Below are 14,739 nucleotides of genomic sequence, written 5' to 3' on the forward strand. Positions count from 1 at the left end.
CTATCGCTATTGCGATGATTATCAGCTACCAATGGAAAAAGCTCAGGATGTACAAAAGAGAGCGGCGGGCTTTTCTTTGGATCACCTGTTTAGGCTGGGCGTTAGCGGTCATTCTCATCCTTCGACCAGATCTCCCAGGCCCTACGCAACTCATTGACACGATATATAAACCGTTTGGAGCTATACTGAAGCCACAAATCTAGGAGGATCAGGCTCAGCATGAATGTAAAAGAAAAAATCTCATCCTTCCAGATGGCTATTATTATGTATCAAACGCTCTTGGGTACTGCGATTCTGTTAATGCCATCCATTACTACGCTATTAGCAGGCCGTGATATGTGGCTTACCCCTATACTAGGCAGTACTGCTGGCTTTATTACAGTGTGGGCGACCTACAGGCTGCATCAATTATTTCCCAATCAAATCATCTACACGTATATGGATGCGATTATCGGCAAAATTCCTAGTAAAGTTGTAGGCTTTATATTCTTATTATTTAACTTGCATATCATCGGTGCTACGACCAGGGATTATGCCGAATTTATTGTCGGAAATTTTTTCGATAAGACACCCCTTCTCGTGATTATAGCTAGTATGATTATCGTCTGTGCTTTTGCTGTACAAGGCGGCATCGAGGTCATCGCCAGATGTATCCAATTATTTCTTCCAGTTGTTATTCTCTTTTTACTGCTGAACATCTTATTCATTATTCCGGAAATGAAGCCCTCCAATGTACTGCCTGTTTTAGAAAAAGGCTGGATACCTCCGCTCCAAGGCACACTGGTCATCCAAGGCTGGTTTTGCCAATTTATGCTGGTCTCCTTTTTATATCCTTCTATTAAGGATAAGGACAAAACCTTAAAATGGGCACAGATCTCCATTGTCGCTACATCGGTTACGATGACCTTGACTAATCTTGCGACTCTTTTTTTATTGGGGCTCTTGGCTGGCCGCTTTAATTATCCCATATTATTTGCTTCGCGATACATTATGTTGGCGGATTTCTTTGAGCATGTCGAAGCCATGGTTATGATGGCATGGGTGCTTGGGGCCTTTTCGAAAATCTCATTTCTTTATTATACCCTTGCTGTTGGTGCTGCCGAGTGGCTAAAGCTTGACCATTATCGTCCCCTGATCGTGCCTATTGGCCTTCTAGCAATCCTGATGTCAGTATGGGTCTCTACCAACCTGCAGGAGCTTTCCCGGTTTATTTCAACTACTGGCACGATTTATATTCTTACCTGGTATATGGGGCTACCTGTACTTCTCCTGGCCATCGCATCCATACGCCGTGTGGGCAGCCGTTAATCCCAGCATAGCGGTTAATCCTAGCCGCTAGCTGCTCTAAGCTTCTGTCTCAGGCTGTCGAATCGGCTCCAGCAGCCAAACCAAGGCAATTTGTGCTAACGCAGCACCAAGTAGTACCCAAGGAAGCGTACCCTCACCTGCATAACGGTGAAGCACAATCAGGACGAAGATAGCCATAACCCGCCCCCCATTCACGAAGGTTTCCCGCATCACAACGGATTCAACACGCAGCTGCCCTTTGAGCGGAAGCATGCCGATCAGGCGAAAGTAGTAGGACGTAATCGTGTTCCCTTGCAAAGGTGAACAGATCGAATAAATGACCATAAATAAAACAACCGTGAATAAGGTCAGCTTCCAAATAATAAATAAGGTTCCCAATACACAGCCTATCGTTGAAATAATAATAAACAGCTGCGCCCGGTCCTCTCTTCCATACCGCGAAATAAAAAATCCCGTTGCAATCCCTAAGCTTGCATACAACACGCCCAAGTAGCCGACCAAATCCTCACGGCCTACGATTTGAAACAATAGAATGCTGGGCAGGAACATCATCATCCCTTGCAGCATCCCAACGACCATAAATCCAAACAGCGATTTTAGCCAGCGCCTGTTCTTATTCATCAGCAAGCCTACGAATTTCAAATAGTAGGCCTTATGATGGTTGGGCTTGGTTTTAATGCGCAGGCTGCCTATGGCAGCAAGCAGAAACATCGTGAAAGCGATCGAGAATACGATCGTATAGCCTTGTAGCCCGCTGCTTTGGCGAATGATAAAGCCTGCCAGTGCCGGGCCAATAAGCCCTGCCAATGTAAAAACGATCATATTGATGGCGAGATAGCGAATCCGGTTCTGCTCCGTCGATACATCATACATGAGCGTAAGATAGCCCGCCCAATAAAAGGCTGCGGACATACCTCCGAATATCGCAAACACCACGTAATAATCCACGACACGCTCCTGTGCCAGCACGACCACCAAATAAAACAACGCGATCAGTGCGATTCCAAAGCGGTAGGTGACCATCCGGTCCTTGCGTTTAATGAGCAGCCCTCCGAGCATAAAAGCAAAAGGTGCAACCGTATAATTGACAATGTTGTACATCCCGTTGATCCATAAGCTGTGGGTCAGCCGCCATAGGTATAAAGTCAAAAATATACCGGACATGGAAGCTCCGAATTGAAAACAAAAGTGGATAAACAAAGAGACAACCGCATCCTTGGATAAGCGTTTTTCCTCAGGTATATAAGGTCTCTTGGCCTCAAACCAATTACGAATGCCTGCACTATGCCTAGCTATCATGGATGTCCCCCGTCAGCGTCTTTGCTTGATTTTTTATTATTACCATTGTAACAGCGTGCAGATGAATCTGTTAAACGGACAAATCGTGTGTAAACCGCCTATGGCTACATATAGAGGTGTATATCTGCATTTTCCCTCCATTTTCATAAGCTTATTAAGCTTATTCCCCCTTTGCTCTTGTATGCTCCCTCTTATAGCAAAAAAACAGCCGGGCCTCGTTCGCCACAGCTGCTTTTTTAACATATTGGTTTACTTGTTTAAGCTTTCCCAAGTTTTTTGAAACTCCTCAAGCATTTGGTCCTTAGTCTTCTGTTTGGCTACATAAGCCTGCATAGTCGCGGCTAATTTCTTGCTGCTCGCTTCCCCACCTGGGAACTTAAACCAGTTCCAGCTTACGGTTTTATTTTCCTTGCTGTATTTGATAATATCCGCTGCCAATGGTCCCAATATCTTTTCGTCCGCAGTGATATTGGTGAAGGCCGGAATAAATTTGAACTCATCCGTAATATATTTTTTGCCAATATCCGAGCTGACCATCCAATTCAGGAACTTCTTCGCTTCCTCTTTATTCGCCGAGTTTTTATTAATTACCCAGTTATTAGGAACCCCTACTGGTAGCTTATCATTCGCAGCAGCGTCCTCACTGATCGGCATCGGTAGGAAGCCGACTTTAATGTCAGGGTTGGTCTGTGTAATTTGCAGCTGGGTCCAGTTACCTTGCTGGGTCATCGCTGCTTTACCCGTCGCAAACTCTGTAACCTGTGTTTTATAGTCAGTCTGTAATGGATTTTTGTTGCCATACTTCAATTGCAGGTCAAACAGCTTTACCCAATTTTCGAATACAGCATTTCCTGGAATTTTCGCTGTACCTTTATTCAGGCCGTCAATAAAAGCATTCGGATCGGGCTGGTAGGCAAAAGGAAGATTAACGAAATGGTTGCCTAATACCCACCATTCCCCATAACCATTCACGAATGGCTGGATGCCTTTGGCTTGCAGCTTTTGGGCAGCAGCATCTAGCTGGGACAAGGTTTTGGGCATTTCGGTAATGCCTGCTTGCGTGAACAAATCTTTATTGTAAATAAAACCATAGCCTTCAAGGTTTAGCGGTTGGCCATATAGCTTGCCATCCTTCGTCATGGGCTCCTTCGAAACGGCAACCATATCCTTCACCCAAGGCTGGTCGGATAAGTCCTCCAGATGCTCGATCCATTTGTCCAAATCGGAGAAACCACCGTTATTGAAAATATCCGGCTTATCGCCCGAGTTAAACTTGGCCATTAATGCCGCGCCATAATCGGAGCCACCGCCAACGGTGTCAATTTGAATTTTTACGCCTGGATTCGCCTTCTCATATTCAGCGGCAAGCTTGCCAAGCGGCTCAGCAATTTCCACTTTAAATTGGAACATTTTTAAGGTAATATTTTTGCCGCCTGCTGCTCCCGTGTCAGTGCCTGTTGCTGCTCCAGGTGCCGTTTCTTTCTTCATGCAGCCTGCCAGTACGGATACGAATAGCAGGATAATTAAACTGATTGCGGTCATTTTTTTCAATTGAGTAGCCTCCCTATTTTTATATGTGTATCTTAAGTCCGGTGAATGGGTCTCGCTGCGCGGCCAAGGTATTCTTCCGATTGCTCTTATTCTACGAACAAAGGCATCGCTTCGCTATCTCCAGAACACCCTGGCCACTCCGCTTATTATTCACCGGACTTTAACCCTTAACTGAACCGGCTGTTATGCCTTCAATCACATGCTTTTGCATGGCTAGAAAAAAGATCACAATCGGTAATACGCCCAGTACCAGTGCGGCTAGCGCCAAATCCCACTGCTTCGTGTATTGTCCAAAAAAAGAATAAGTAGCCAATGGAATTGTACGTAGCTCTGGAGAGCTTAATACAAGCTGTGGCAGTAAAAAGTCATTCCAAATCCATAAGCTATTCAGCAGTACAACCGTGACCGTCATCGGCTTTAATAGCGGAAACACGATTTTCCAAAAAACGCCATATGTCGAAGAGCCATCTACCTTAGCGGATTCTTCAATTTCCATCGGAATCGATTTGATGAACCCATGGTACAAGAACACATTAAGCGATACACCGAATCCAAAATAACATATTACCACACCCGGAATGCTGTCCATAATGCCAATTTGACTACCTACTCGGACCAAGGGGATCATGATCGATTGAAAGGGAATAACCATCGCAGCCACAAAAGCAAGGAAGATCAGATTATTGAACCGGCTTGGCTTTCGTACCAACCGATAAGCAGCCATCGAGCTGATGACCACTAGCCCAATATTACTGAAAACCGTAATTAACAAGGAATTCAGGAAGACCTGCGGAAACTTCATAATGCCCCATACCTTGACGTAATTCGCAAAATTAAGCGATTGCGGCAGGTTGGCGGAATTAATCAGCAGCTCTCCAAAGGTTTTCATCGAGTTCACGATGACGAAGTAGAAAGGAACCAGGAAGAGCAATGCAATCACAATCCCGATAATTTCTAAGCTGAATATACGAAAGTTGTAGGTGCCTTTCGATTCCATTACACCTCCACCTCCTTCTTCTTCGTTATCCATACCTGTACAATTGTAATAACAGCCACGACCATAAAGAAAATGACCGATTTGGCTGTCCCCAGCCCGTAACGATTATTACGGAACGCCTCTTCGTAAATATTTAGCGCCACAGATTCCGTCGAGTTAAACGGGCCTCCCTTGGTCAAGGAAACGTTCAGATCATACATTTTGAACGCCCAGGAGATTGTTAGGAACAAACAAACCGTAACCGCTGGCATAATCAAGGGAACGGTAATTGACCGCAATACTTGCCAACGGTTCGCACCGTCAATCCGAGCTGCTTCCAGAATGTCCCTTGGCACATTAGCCAAGCCCGCAATGTAAATGATCATTAGGTATCCGGCAGTTTGCCATACACTGACGATCACCAGCCCCCAGAACGCCGTTGGGGCATCGCCCAGCCAGGGAAGCTCGAAGAAACCAATGTGGGTCAATTCGCCAATCGTCGCAAACCCTTTGACAAAAATAAACTGCCAGATAAACCCGAGCAACAGTCCCCCAATGACATTGGGCAGGAAAAACACGGTACGCAATATATTGCGTGTTTTTAACGCCTGTGTGAGCAGCAATGCCAGCAAAAATCCAAGCAGGTTAGCCAGCAGCACCATCATCACTGTAAAACGGGTCGTAAACCAAAATGCTTTGTGAAAATCCTCATCCCCCATTATAATTTGCTTAAAATTATCCAAACCTACCCATTTAACGGTAGTGGTGACTCCATTCCATTCGGTAAACGAATAATAGATGCTCATCAGAAAGGGTACGACTACAATAATCGCGAAAAAAATTAAAGCCGGACCAATAAAAACGAGCTGTGGGAGCAGACCCGAGCTTCTCTGCTTTACCTTCATTGCATCCTTCTCCTTTCAACGTGCGTAAGTGAATAACCTAAGTATAGAAACCTTTGATCCTTAATAACACCGATAATGGTGACCCAACAGGTGGAATTTATTGATACCCCTTGCAACAGTTGGTACAATGTACGTGCATTACTCTTGCTCTTGTGCCCTTGCTCTTGCCCTTGCCCTTGTGCCATTGCCCTTGTGCCCTTGCTCTTGTGCCCTTGCTCTTGTGCCCTTGCTCTTGTGCCCTTGCTCTTGTGCCCTTGCTCTTGTGCCCTTGCCCTTGCTTTTATAAATAAGTAAGTGTACGGTGAGCACTAGCGGAGTGGCCAGGGTGTTCTGTAGATAGCGAAGCGGTGCCTTTGTTCGTAGAACAAGAGCAATCGGAGGAATACCCTGGCCACGCAGCGCCGTCCGTCCATCCGTCCATCCATCCACACAAGAGGAGGAAACCATATGCCCAGCAGCAGTATCCGCAATAAGCTCATAGTCTTCCTTCTCGCCGCAACCATCATACCCATTTCCACTTCCATCATTATCACCTATTTATTCACCAAACAAACCGTCTCCAATGAGGCTGTCCTAAGTAATTCAAACTTGATTCGACAAGCCAACAAAAATTTACTGAACTATTTAAAGGTCATTGAGCAAAGCTCATTGTCTGTTTATAATGACAATACCTTTTATACGATCATTGAAAATGGGGACACCGATTATTTGAGTAATAATGAGATTACTCGTGGTCTCCAAACCATCGCCAATTCCGTCAAAGAAATCAGGCAAACGTATTTATATATGTCCGAAAGCAAGCGCTCCTTATTGATCTCTGAGCGTAACCCGGTGCCGGGCAATGGTTCGCAGCCTCAATATCAACCGGCAACCAAGGGTGCCGAGGTTTATTTGGAGCCTACTCATTTAAGCCATGATTACGGAATGGGACGATTGTTCTATGCGCCTCCCTCCACTGTCATTACGCTACATCGCTCGATCCGCAACAGCCTGACACAAAAGGAGCTAGGGACGGTTTCTATCGATTTTGGCTTGGAGGTGATTCGCTCGATTTGCGAGGAATTATATACGCGGGGAGAAGAAGAGCTTTATATTTTAGATGAAAAAGGCACGGTCATTTACGGAGCAAATCCCGACCTCTTAGGAAAAGTCCTCGACGAGCAGTGGGTACGGCATTTAACCACGTTACCTCATCAATATGGCAGCTTTGAATCCAATAGCAAGCAATTTGCCGGTGTCCATATTTATGAACGTTTGTCCGCTCCTTACATGAATTGGACAATGGTCAAGCAAATTCCTTATGACAGCCTCTATCGGAATGCTCGGGAAATCACGCTTATCAACGCGCTGATCTTCAGCTTATTTCTTATTGTAGTAATCTCGGCAACGTTGTATATTTCATTCCGTTTTACGGCACCGATTCGTAATCTGCTAGGCTATATTAGCAAAATCCAAACAGGGGATATGCAGGTCGATATCCAAGTGACCAGTAATGATGAGATTGGCGTGCTGGCCCGTCGCTTCCGCTTGATGATGCAGACGATCAATAACTTGATTATGAGTGAGTATAAGCTGGATATCGCCAATAAAACGAATCAATTAAAGGCGCTCCAAGCGCAAATTAATCCGCATTTCCTTTATAATTCGTTGCAGTCGATTGGCACCTTAGCCTTGCAGCATGAAGTTCCCAAAATTTATCAACTCCTGTCTGCTTTGGCTAAAATGATGCGCTATAGCATGAATACGAACGAGAGCCGGGTCGAGCTGCTACAAGAGCTTAACCATGTAAAAGCTTATTTGCAGCTACAGCTGCAACGCTTTGAGAATGAGCTGGCGGTAAGGTATGATATAGAGGAATCCGCCTTATCCTTGGAAATACCCAAAATGCTGCTGCAGCCATTGGTCGAAAATTATTTCAAGCATGGCTTTGACCATCGCAACCCTAGCAATTTATTAATTGTCTCCTGTCGCTGGGCTCCTGATGGCCAGAACGCAATCCTCGTCATTGAGGATAATGGCATTGGCATGCCGCAAGCGCGTTTTGAGGCGCTGCTTCAGCAATTAGAACAACAGCTGGAGCAGCAAGCCGACCTTTTTGACAAAGATAGAGACAAAGACCCAGAGCTTGAAAGCCACATCGGTTTATACAATGTAAAAAACAGGCTGCTTCTATATTTTAACGGAAACGCGGATTTGCAAATCGAGCGGGTCGTACCCAGTGGATTTCGGGTCACCTTGCGGGTTCCGATTGTGAAGTCAAGTAAGTAAGCTTCTAGCGAAAAGAGGACTAAACCCATGAGAGCCATCATCATTGATGATGAAAAGCACGTACGTGAAGCCATTAAACTCCTTGTTCCATGGAAAGAGCTAGGCATAGCTGACATATTGGAAGCGCAGGATGGACAAGAAGCGATGCATTTAATTGCCTTGCATCGGCCACAAATTATTTTTACGGATATGATGATGCCATTGATGGATGGCTTGCGGCTTTTGGAATGGCTGCAAGCCCATTATCCTTCTGGCAAAACCATTGTCATCAGCGGGTTTGATGATTTTCAGCTAGTACGTCATACCGTCCAATATGGAGGTATCGATTATATATTAAAGCCGATTGACGCCGACCAGCTGCAAGCGGCGGTCCGTAAGGCTGCCCAAGCCTGGCAGCAGGAAGAAGATGAACGCCTCCACCATCAGCAGCGTAATATCGAGTTGAACCAAATCCGTCCGGTCTATTGGGATAAAGTTTTATCCAACTTTATTATGGAGCCCCATGGATTCGAGGCTGTTGCCGAGGCCTTATCCAATGAATTCGGCCTGGACAGGCAAATGAAGCAATGCCGCTTGGCGATTATTAGCCTGGATACGATGACAGGCAGCCTCAAACGCAAGTTTGAGGCAAGCTTGGACTTATTATTCTTCTCACTTACAAATATCTGTAATGAGTTTCTGCAGAGCCCGGCGCGAGGCATCGCCTACCGCTATTGGAACCGCGAGGATGAGATACTTATTTTACTATACGGAGAAGCCTCCAAAGCTGAGCAATTGCTGGCAGATATCCAGCATGGAATATGGACGGCAATAAGAGGAAGCCTGGACATCGGCATGAGCCTGGCCCAACCCTTCCCCGCCGGCTTGCCAGCAGCCTATAAGCAGGCCAAAACCGCCTTACGCCATCGCAATTTGCTGCACAAGGAGAACCGTGTGCATGTGTTTCAAGATGGGGCAGTTGCACATGCCCCCAAGCTTGTTTTTAGCGATTATGCGGAGCCTATCCGCTTGTCCGTACGCAGCGGCAGTACGCTGCAAATCCAGAAGGCTGTGGAGGCCTGGATGCACGCCTTGGCGAAGCTGGACACGATCGATATCGAGGATATGGAGCATTGGGACCATGAATATACCGTGCTCCGCAGCCGTTGGCTGACCGAATGGTTCGGTGATAAGCAGCCCGATTGGTCAAAAGAATCCGTCACTCTGTCCCTCACGCTGCCCCTTGACGAGGAGGGTAGCCTTTCGTTAGCCAGCTGGCAGGAGCAGCTAACAGCCAGCCTTATTCAGCTCTCCACCCATATGCTGGAGCATCAGCAGCAGGACAATAATGCCATTTTCGAGATTGCAAAGTATATTCAAAACCATTATCATCAGGATATTACACTTATCGAAATCGCCAATCATTTTTACCTAAGCCGTGAATATATTTCCCGAAAGTTTAAGCAGCAATTCCAAATTAATGTATCGGATTATATTAGCCAGCTTCGTATGGACAAAGCCAAGCTACTGCTGTTAAACCCTCATTTAAGGATCGCACAAATCGCCGGAATGGTCGGTTATGATGATGAGAAGTATTTTAGCAAGGTATTTAAGAAATCGATCGGCCTTTCGCCGAATGAATACAGGAAGGTGAGCCAACCATGAATACGCCCCTTGACCCTGCGGTACCCCAGCAGTCCATGGTGCGGACAAGCAAAAGCAACACAGCTAATCAGACCAAAGCCAAGCCCAAAGGAAGAGCACGAACCTACCTATTCTTATTTATGGTATGGTCGCTGCTTATAACAGGCGGCCTCTATGGAGCCAAAACGTATACAGACCATTTGCGCCAGCAAATAACGAACCAGATCGCCATGCAAACCGAACAGCAGCTGATGGTGGTCCAGAAGGATTACCAGAAGCAGATTGCCGCTCTAAAGGACAGCGTTAGCGGGGATTTGGGCAAGATGCAGACGAAGATCGATTCGCTTAATGAGCTGCTTGCTTTTACGAAGGACAGTGCCAATAGCAAGACGGATAACAGCAACCAGCTATACACTCAGCTTGCCGAGGTTAAAATGAAGCTCGATGACCTGAAGAAAAATCTGGATACGCTACAATGAGTAGAACGCAGCAAGGAAGTGTGATACGTTGAACCCTATACAATTTATTAACCGGACGATGATGCTGACGGTTGCACCTTTTATAGGTATTGTTTGTTTTTTGCTATACAGCCAGCTATCCATCCAATTGCCGGATTTAGGGCGTTATGCCAAAACCGAGTTCTCGATCCAGTACCAGCTTCAGCAATCGGAGCAAAAGCTGGACAAAGCCAAGGCGGATGCCGCCGAAACGCGGGTGACCATCGAGCGCTTCTACCAGCTGTATGAGAAAAGCGCCAGCGATGTAGCCTCTATGGCACAAGCAGCCGATTCGGTAGTTAATAGGCCTGCTGCTATATTCGACAACCGAATCAGCACCAAGCTTGGTGCCAAGCCTGCCAAGCAGACAAGCAGTCCTAATCTCGATTTGAAGCTATTTTATTTGACGGATCCCAACTACAAAGCTTATGCGCTTAAGGTTGATGCCAAATCGGACAACGCCTTGAAAATGGTGCTGGGTAATGACAAGGTTGGCAGCAGTGAAACAACGCTGGATGCAGCCCGACGCTATGGGGCAGTAGCCGGCATCAACGCAGGCGGGTTCGCAGACGACCGCTCAGGCAAGCGTTATCCGCTCAGCACAACAATGCTGGGCGGCAAGTATGTATATGGCTTTGAGCCAAGCTTTGAGGATCTAGCCTTTGTCGGCATGAACAGCGACCGCAAGCTAATCGGCGGCCGATTCTCGCGGCAGGAGGATCTGGATAAGCTTAAGCCGAATTTCGGCGCGACCTTCGTCCCTGTGCTGCTGCAGAACGGTATCAAGCAGCCGATACCTGCCCAGTGGCAGACCTCGCCTCACCGGGCGCCGCGCACCGTGATCGGCAACTTTAAGAATGACCAGCTGCTGTTCCTTGTCACCGACGGCTACAATGAGCAAGGTGGCTCCGGCGCCACCTTGGAGGAGCTGCAGGACAAGTTGCTCCAGCTCGGCGTCAAGGACGCCTACAACCTCGATGGCGGCGGTTCGTCTAGCCTCATATACGATGGGCAAATTATTAACCGCCCATCCGACGGTAAACTTCGCCCATTGCCTACTCATTTTTTATTTTTTAAATAATTGTTCACTTTTATCCGTTTTCTTTTGCCTATTTCTTGGTTATACTATTTAGGTAGGGGGTGCAGCCAATGTCAGCAACATTTTGGATTATTAATTTGGTTTTTTTAATCATGATCGTAGCTATATGCACGTCAAGTTATAATGATGACAAGACTAAAGGTCTTTAGGCCACTCAACACTTATATCCCTGTCCTAATGAAAAAGCATCACGTTCCCGCTAGGGAATCCGTGATGCTTTCTTTGTTGCCTCATACTATATCTTATCTCGTAGCTCTATCATTTCACCCATACATTCCGCACATACATGGCGGCTCTTGAAATCGCTGACCTGCTCCATAGAGCTGCAAAATACACAACGTGGACGAAATCTCTCCAATATAATATGGTCTCCGCTTACCAATATTTCAACTGGATCTCCCTCATTCATTTGATATCGCTTGCGAAGCGATTTGGGAAGCACAATTCTACCTAGTTGGTCTACCTTTCTAACTACTCCTGCTGGCTTCACTATAAATTCACCTCACTTTCACACAAAAAACACTTGCAGACAAGCCATTCTACGAATTTAAGAATGTCGAATTTTGTCTTTTATAATATTCGGGGTTTAGGTTGAAATTCCTTCTTAAAACTTTATTATTTGTTAACTTAATCCTTTAAATCCTGTTTGCCGTAATGCCTCAAACAACACAATGGCAGCCGTATTCGATAAATTCAACGAACGGACGTCTTCCGTCATCGGTATTTTCATCAGCTGTCCCGGATGCTCGCTTAATATTTCGGCTGGTAAACCTTTCGTTTCTTTACCAAAAACAAAAAAATCGCCGTCTTGAAATGTAAACTCTGTGTAAAGCTGATCTGCCTTTGTGGTAGCAAAAAAGAAACGGCCACTCTTATACTTATCCTTAACTTCCTGAAAAGAATCATGATACTCAATATGGACAGCATGCCAATAGTCTAGGCCGGCCCGTTTTAACGTCTTGTCATCGGTATGAAACCCAAGCGGACGCACCAAATGTAGCCAAGCCCCGGTTGCAGCGCACGTTCTTGATATATTTCCTGTATTTGCCGGTATTTCCGGCTCCACTAAAACAATGTGAAAGGCCATAGTGTAATTCCACCTCGATTATTTGTCTTCATGAAGATTTTACATGGAGTTTACTTAATCATAATATACGGATGATAGTCACCTGCGATAATAAAGATATTAATTGCTTTTACAAAGGAGATTCAATGGGATGAAGAAGAAAATTCTTGTCGTTGACGACGAACCTTCCATTTCGATGCTGATAGAGTTCAATCTTAAATTAGTGGGTTATGAAGTCCATTGTGTGTATGACGGCGAGGCCGTTTTTCAAGCGATCCAGCATTTCCGCCCTGATCTTATTGTCCTTGACCTTATGCTTCCCAAAATGGACGGCATTCAAGTCTGCCGCAAGCTGCGCAGCCAAAACAACCTGGTACCAATCATTATGCTTACCGCCATGCACGATTTATCAGACAAAATCGCCGGCCTTGATAACGGGGCAGACGACTACATGACCAAGCCTTTTTCGCCACAGGAGCTTATTTCCAGGATCCAAGCCATCATTCGGCGTATCCAGACACTTCCTTCTGCTAATGCAAACACGCCTGTCACGATCGGACAAATTTCGATCCAACCTGACCAACGCGAGGTTCATATTAATGGCGAAGCGATTGAACTGACCCCTAAAGAATTTGACCTGCTGCTTTTCCTCTGCAAGCACCGCGGGAAGGTCTTAAGCCGCCAGCAGCTGCTACACGGCGTATGGGATTACCACTTCCTCGGCGATACCCGCATTGTCGATGTGCATATTAGCCATCTGAGGGATAAAATCGAAAGCAATGCCCGCAACCCCGAATACATCGTAACAATTCGTAATGTCGGCTACAAGCTGGCTGAGCCCACAATGAAGGAATCATTCGCTTAATCCAAGAAGATGAACACCTAGCTTGCCTAGGATGCTCATCTTCTTTTTTCATACAAAAACAGCCCCACTTGAAGGTTCGGGGCTGCCAATGTTTATTAACCGTTGTTTTTTTGGAATTCCACCATAAACTCTGCAAGTGCTTGACAAGCTTCATGCGGAACTGCATTATAGGCGGAAGCACGAATGCCTCCAACGCTGCGATGACCAGCCAGGCCTACAAAATTGTGCTGCTGCGATTCCTTCACGAATTTCTTCTCCAGCTCTTCGCTTGGCAAGCGGAAGGTAATATTCATGATGGAACGGCTGTCTGCATCAATATTGCCGCTGTAGAAGCCGCCGCTGGCATCGATAATATCGTAAACCAGGTTGCTCTTCGCGATATTTTTTTTCTCAAGCTCCACAACGCCGCCTTGGTCTCTAACCCATTTCAATACTAAATTCACCATATAGATGGAATGGACAGGAGGTGTATTGTACAGCGAGCTATTGCTTGCATGTGTCGTATAACGCAGGATGGAAGGTATATGCTTAGGCTCTTCTTGCAGCCATTCGTCACGGATTACAGCGATCGTTACACCGGATGGGCCGAGATTTTTTTGGGCGCCTGCATAAATCATCGAAAACTTCTTGGCATCAATCGGCCTGCTGAGAATACCGCTGGTCATATCGCCAATCAGCGGAATATCGCCGGTTTCGGGAATATAGGAGAACTGCGAGCCTTCAATCGTATTATTCGTCGTCATATGTAAATATGCCGAATTCGGATCTAGCTCAATTTCGGATTGCTTAGGCAAGCTTCTCCATTTTCCAGCTTTGTTCGAGGCAGCAATTTTCGCTTCCCCAACAACCTGGCCTTCCTGGTACGCTTTCTCCGAGAAGTTGCCAGTAATGATATAGCTGCCAACCTTGCCCGGTTTCAAAAAGTTCAACGGGATGGTCGCAAATTGTGTGCTAGCCCCACCGCCAAGGAATAACACCTGGTAACCAGACTCTAATCCCAGCAGCTTGAGCAATAATTGCTGTGTTTCGGAATTGATTGCTTCATATTCTTTGCTGCGATGGGAAATCTCCATCAAGGACATGCCGATTCCATTATAATCCACAAACTGCTCTTGTGCTTGCTGTAATACCTCTAACGGGAGCATGGCCGGACCTGGATTGAAATTGTAAGCTCGTTTTGTCATGGTTTCACACCTTCAACTGAATTTAGGATCACTATCTTTTGATATGATATGGTTATGATAGCAAAGTTTATCCCTATACAGCAAGTGCTCAAGCATAA

Annotated in this window: 14 protein-coding genes; 6 read left to right on the forward strand and 8 right to left on the reverse strand. The window is 46.0% G+C overall.

The features are described from left to right. The first annotated feature begins 219 nt into the window (after positions 1-219). On the forward strand, positions 220-1,308 hold the full coding sequence (locus tag G9U52_RS05095; protein ID WP_166146951.1) for a GerAB/ArcD/ProY family transporter: 1,089 nt from the start codon (positions 220-222) through the stop codon (positions 1,306-1,308). A 36-nt stretch (positions 1,309-1,344) separates the two neighbouring features. On the opposite strand, the gene G9U52_RS05100 is transcribed toward G9U52_RS05095, so the two are convergent. From G9U52_RS05100 to G9U52_RS05120, 5 genes are all read right to left on the reverse strand, one after another. Continuing rightward, positions 1,345-2,607: an MFS transporter gene (locus G9U52_RS05100; RefSeq protein WP_166146952.1), complete on the reverse strand. Its 1,263-nt coding sequence runs from the start codon at positions 2,605-2,607 to the stop codon at positions 1,345-1,347. A 249-nt stretch (positions 2,608-2,856) separates the two neighbouring features. Continuing rightward, positions 2,857-4,149, reverse strand: coding sequence for an ABC transporter substrate-binding protein (locus tag G9U52_RS05105; protein WP_166148117.1), 1,293 nt, complete (start codon positions 4,147-4,149; stop codon positions 2,857-2,859). A gap of 169 nt (positions 4,150-4,318) precedes the next feature. Then, positions 4,319-5,155, reverse strand: coding sequence for a carbohydrate ABC transporter permease (locus G9U52_RS05110; RefSeq protein WP_166146953.1), 837 nt, complete (start codon positions 5,153-5,155; stop codon positions 4,319-4,321). Further along, positions 5,155-6,039 carry a carbohydrate ABC transporter permease gene (locus G9U52_RS05115; RefSeq protein WP_166146954.1) on the reverse strand — a complete coding sequence of 295 codons (885 nt, stop codon included), beginning with the start codon at positions 6,037-6,039 and terminating at the stop codon, positions 5,155-5,157. The genes G9U52_RS05110 and G9U52_RS05115 overlap by 1 nt, the downstream gene beginning before the upstream one ends. Positions 6,040-6,177: 138 nt before the next feature. Further along, the gene (locus tag G9U52_RS05120; RefSeq protein WP_166146955.1) at positions 6,178-6,468 is read right to left on the reverse strand and encodes a hypothetical protein; all 291 of its coding nucleotides are present in this window, start codon (positions 6,466-6,468) and stop codon (positions 6,178-6,180) included. A gap of 18 nt (positions 6,469-6,486) precedes the next feature. Here G9U52_RS05120 and G9U52_RS05125 point away from each other — a divergent pair, with 18 nt between their 5' ends. The 4 genes from G9U52_RS05125 to G9U52_RS05140 are packed head-to-tail and all read left to right on the forward strand — an operon-like array spanning position 6,487 to position 11,508. Continuing rightward, entirely contained in the window at positions 6,487-8,307 is a 1,821-nt protein-coding gene (locus G9U52_RS05125) for a cache domain-containing sensor histidine kinase (RefSeq protein WP_166146957.1), read from the forward strand. A gap of 27 nt (positions 8,308-8,334) precedes the next feature. Continuing rightward, positions 8,335-9,951 carry a response regulator gene (locus tag G9U52_RS05130; RefSeq protein ID WP_166146959.1) on the forward strand — a complete coding sequence of 539 codons (1,617 nt, stop codon included), beginning with the start codon at positions 8,335-8,337 and terminating at the stop codon, positions 9,949-9,951. Beyond that, a complete protein-coding gene (locus G9U52_RS05135) occupies positions 9,948-10,409 on the forward strand; it encodes a hypothetical protein (protein ID WP_243767154.1) in 462 nt (153 codons plus the stop codon). The genes G9U52_RS05130 and G9U52_RS05135 overlap by 4 nt, the downstream gene beginning before the upstream one ends. Positions 10,410-10,437: 28 nt before the next feature. After that, positions 10,438-11,508: a phosphodiester glycosidase family protein gene (locus G9U52_RS05140; protein ID WP_166146961.1), complete on the forward strand. Its 1,071-nt coding sequence runs from the start codon at positions 10,438-10,440 to the stop codon at positions 11,506-11,508. A 253-nt stretch (positions 11,509-11,761) separates the two neighbouring features. Here G9U52_RS05140 and G9U52_RS05145 read toward each other — a convergent pair whose 3' ends face one another. Together G9U52_RS05145 and trmL are read right to left on the reverse strand one after the other, a co-directional pair. Next, positions 11,762-12,016, reverse strand: coding sequence for an AbrB/MazE/SpoVT family DNA-binding domain-containing protein (locus G9U52_RS05145; protein WP_166146963.1), 255 nt, complete (start codon positions 12,014-12,016; stop codon positions 11,762-11,764). A 132-nt stretch (positions 12,017-12,148) separates the two neighbouring features. Further along, positions 12,149-12,613, reverse strand: coding sequence for a tRNA (uridine(34)/cytosine(34)/5-carboxymethylaminomethyluridine(34)-2'-O)-methyltransferase TrmL (trmL, locus tag G9U52_RS05150; RefSeq protein ID WP_166146965.1), 465 nt, complete (start codon positions 12,611-12,613; stop codon positions 12,149-12,151). A 130-nt stretch (positions 12,614-12,743) separates the two neighbouring features. On the opposite strand from trmL, the gene G9U52_RS05155 reads away from it, so the two are divergent. After that, on the forward strand, positions 12,744-13,457 hold the full coding sequence (locus G9U52_RS05155) for a response regulator transcription factor (protein WP_166146968.1): 714 nt from the start codon (positions 12,744-12,746) through the stop codon (positions 13,455-13,457). A 95-nt stretch (positions 13,458-13,552) separates the two neighbouring features. On the opposite strand, the gene serC is transcribed toward G9U52_RS05155, so the two are convergent. Further along, on the reverse strand, positions 13,553-14,641 hold the full coding sequence (serC, locus tag G9U52_RS05160) for a 3-phosphoserine/phosphohydroxythreonine transaminase (RefSeq protein ID WP_166146970.1): 1,089 nt from the start codon (positions 14,639-14,641) through the stop codon (positions 13,553-13,555). Positions 14,642-14,739 lie beyond the last annotated feature (98 nt).

Source organism: Paenibacillus agricola (assembly GCF_011440305.1).
GTDB lineage: Bacteria > Bacillota > Bacilli > Paenibacillales > NBRC-103111 > Paenibacillus_S > Paenibacillus_S agricola.

Bases quoted from the DNA above. Each gene is read 5' to 3' on its own strand.
- trmL (WP_166146965.1), bottom strand. From the start codon at position 12,613: ATGGCCTTTCACATTGTTTTAGTGGAGCCGGAAATACCGGCAAATACA.
- G9U52_RS05105 (WP_166148117.1), bottom strand. From the start codon at position 4,149: ATGACCGCAATCAGTTTAATTATCCTGCTATTCGTATCCGTACTGGCA.
- G9U52_RS05100 (WP_166146952.1), bottom strand. From the start codon at position 2,607: ATGATAGCTAGGCATAGTGCAGGCATTCGTAATTGGTTTGAGGCCAAG.
- G9U52_RS05115 (WP_166146954.1), bottom strand. From the start codon at position 6,039: ATGAAGGTAAAGCAGAGAAGCTCGGGTCTGCTCCCACAGCTCGTTTTT.
- G9U52_RS05125 (WP_166146957.1), top strand. From the start codon at position 6,487: ATGCCCAGCAGCAGTATCCGCAATAAGCTCATAGTCTTCCTTCTCGCC.
- G9U52_RS05130 (WP_166146959.1), top strand. From the start codon at position 8,335: ATGAGAGCCATCATCATTGATGATGAAAAGCACGTACGTGAAGCCATT.
- G9U52_RS05135 (WP_243767154.1), top strand. From the start codon at position 9,948: ATGAATACGCCCCTTGACCCTGCGGTACCCCAGCAGTCCATGGTGCGG.
- serC (WP_166146970.1), bottom strand. From the start codon at position 14,641: ATGACAAAACGAGCTTACAATTTCAATCCAGGTCCGGCCATGCTCCCG.
- G9U52_RS05110 (WP_166146953.1), bottom strand. From the start codon at position 5,155: ATGGAATCGAAAGGCACCTACAACTTTCGTATATTCAGCTTAGAAATT.
- G9U52_RS05095 (WP_166146951.1), top strand. From the start codon at position 220: ATGAATGTAAAAGAAAAAATCTCATCCTTCCAGATGGCTATTATTATG.
- G9U52_RS05155 (WP_166146968.1), top strand. From the start codon at position 12,744: ATGAAGAAGAAAATTCTTGTCGTTGACGACGAACCTTCCATTTCGATG.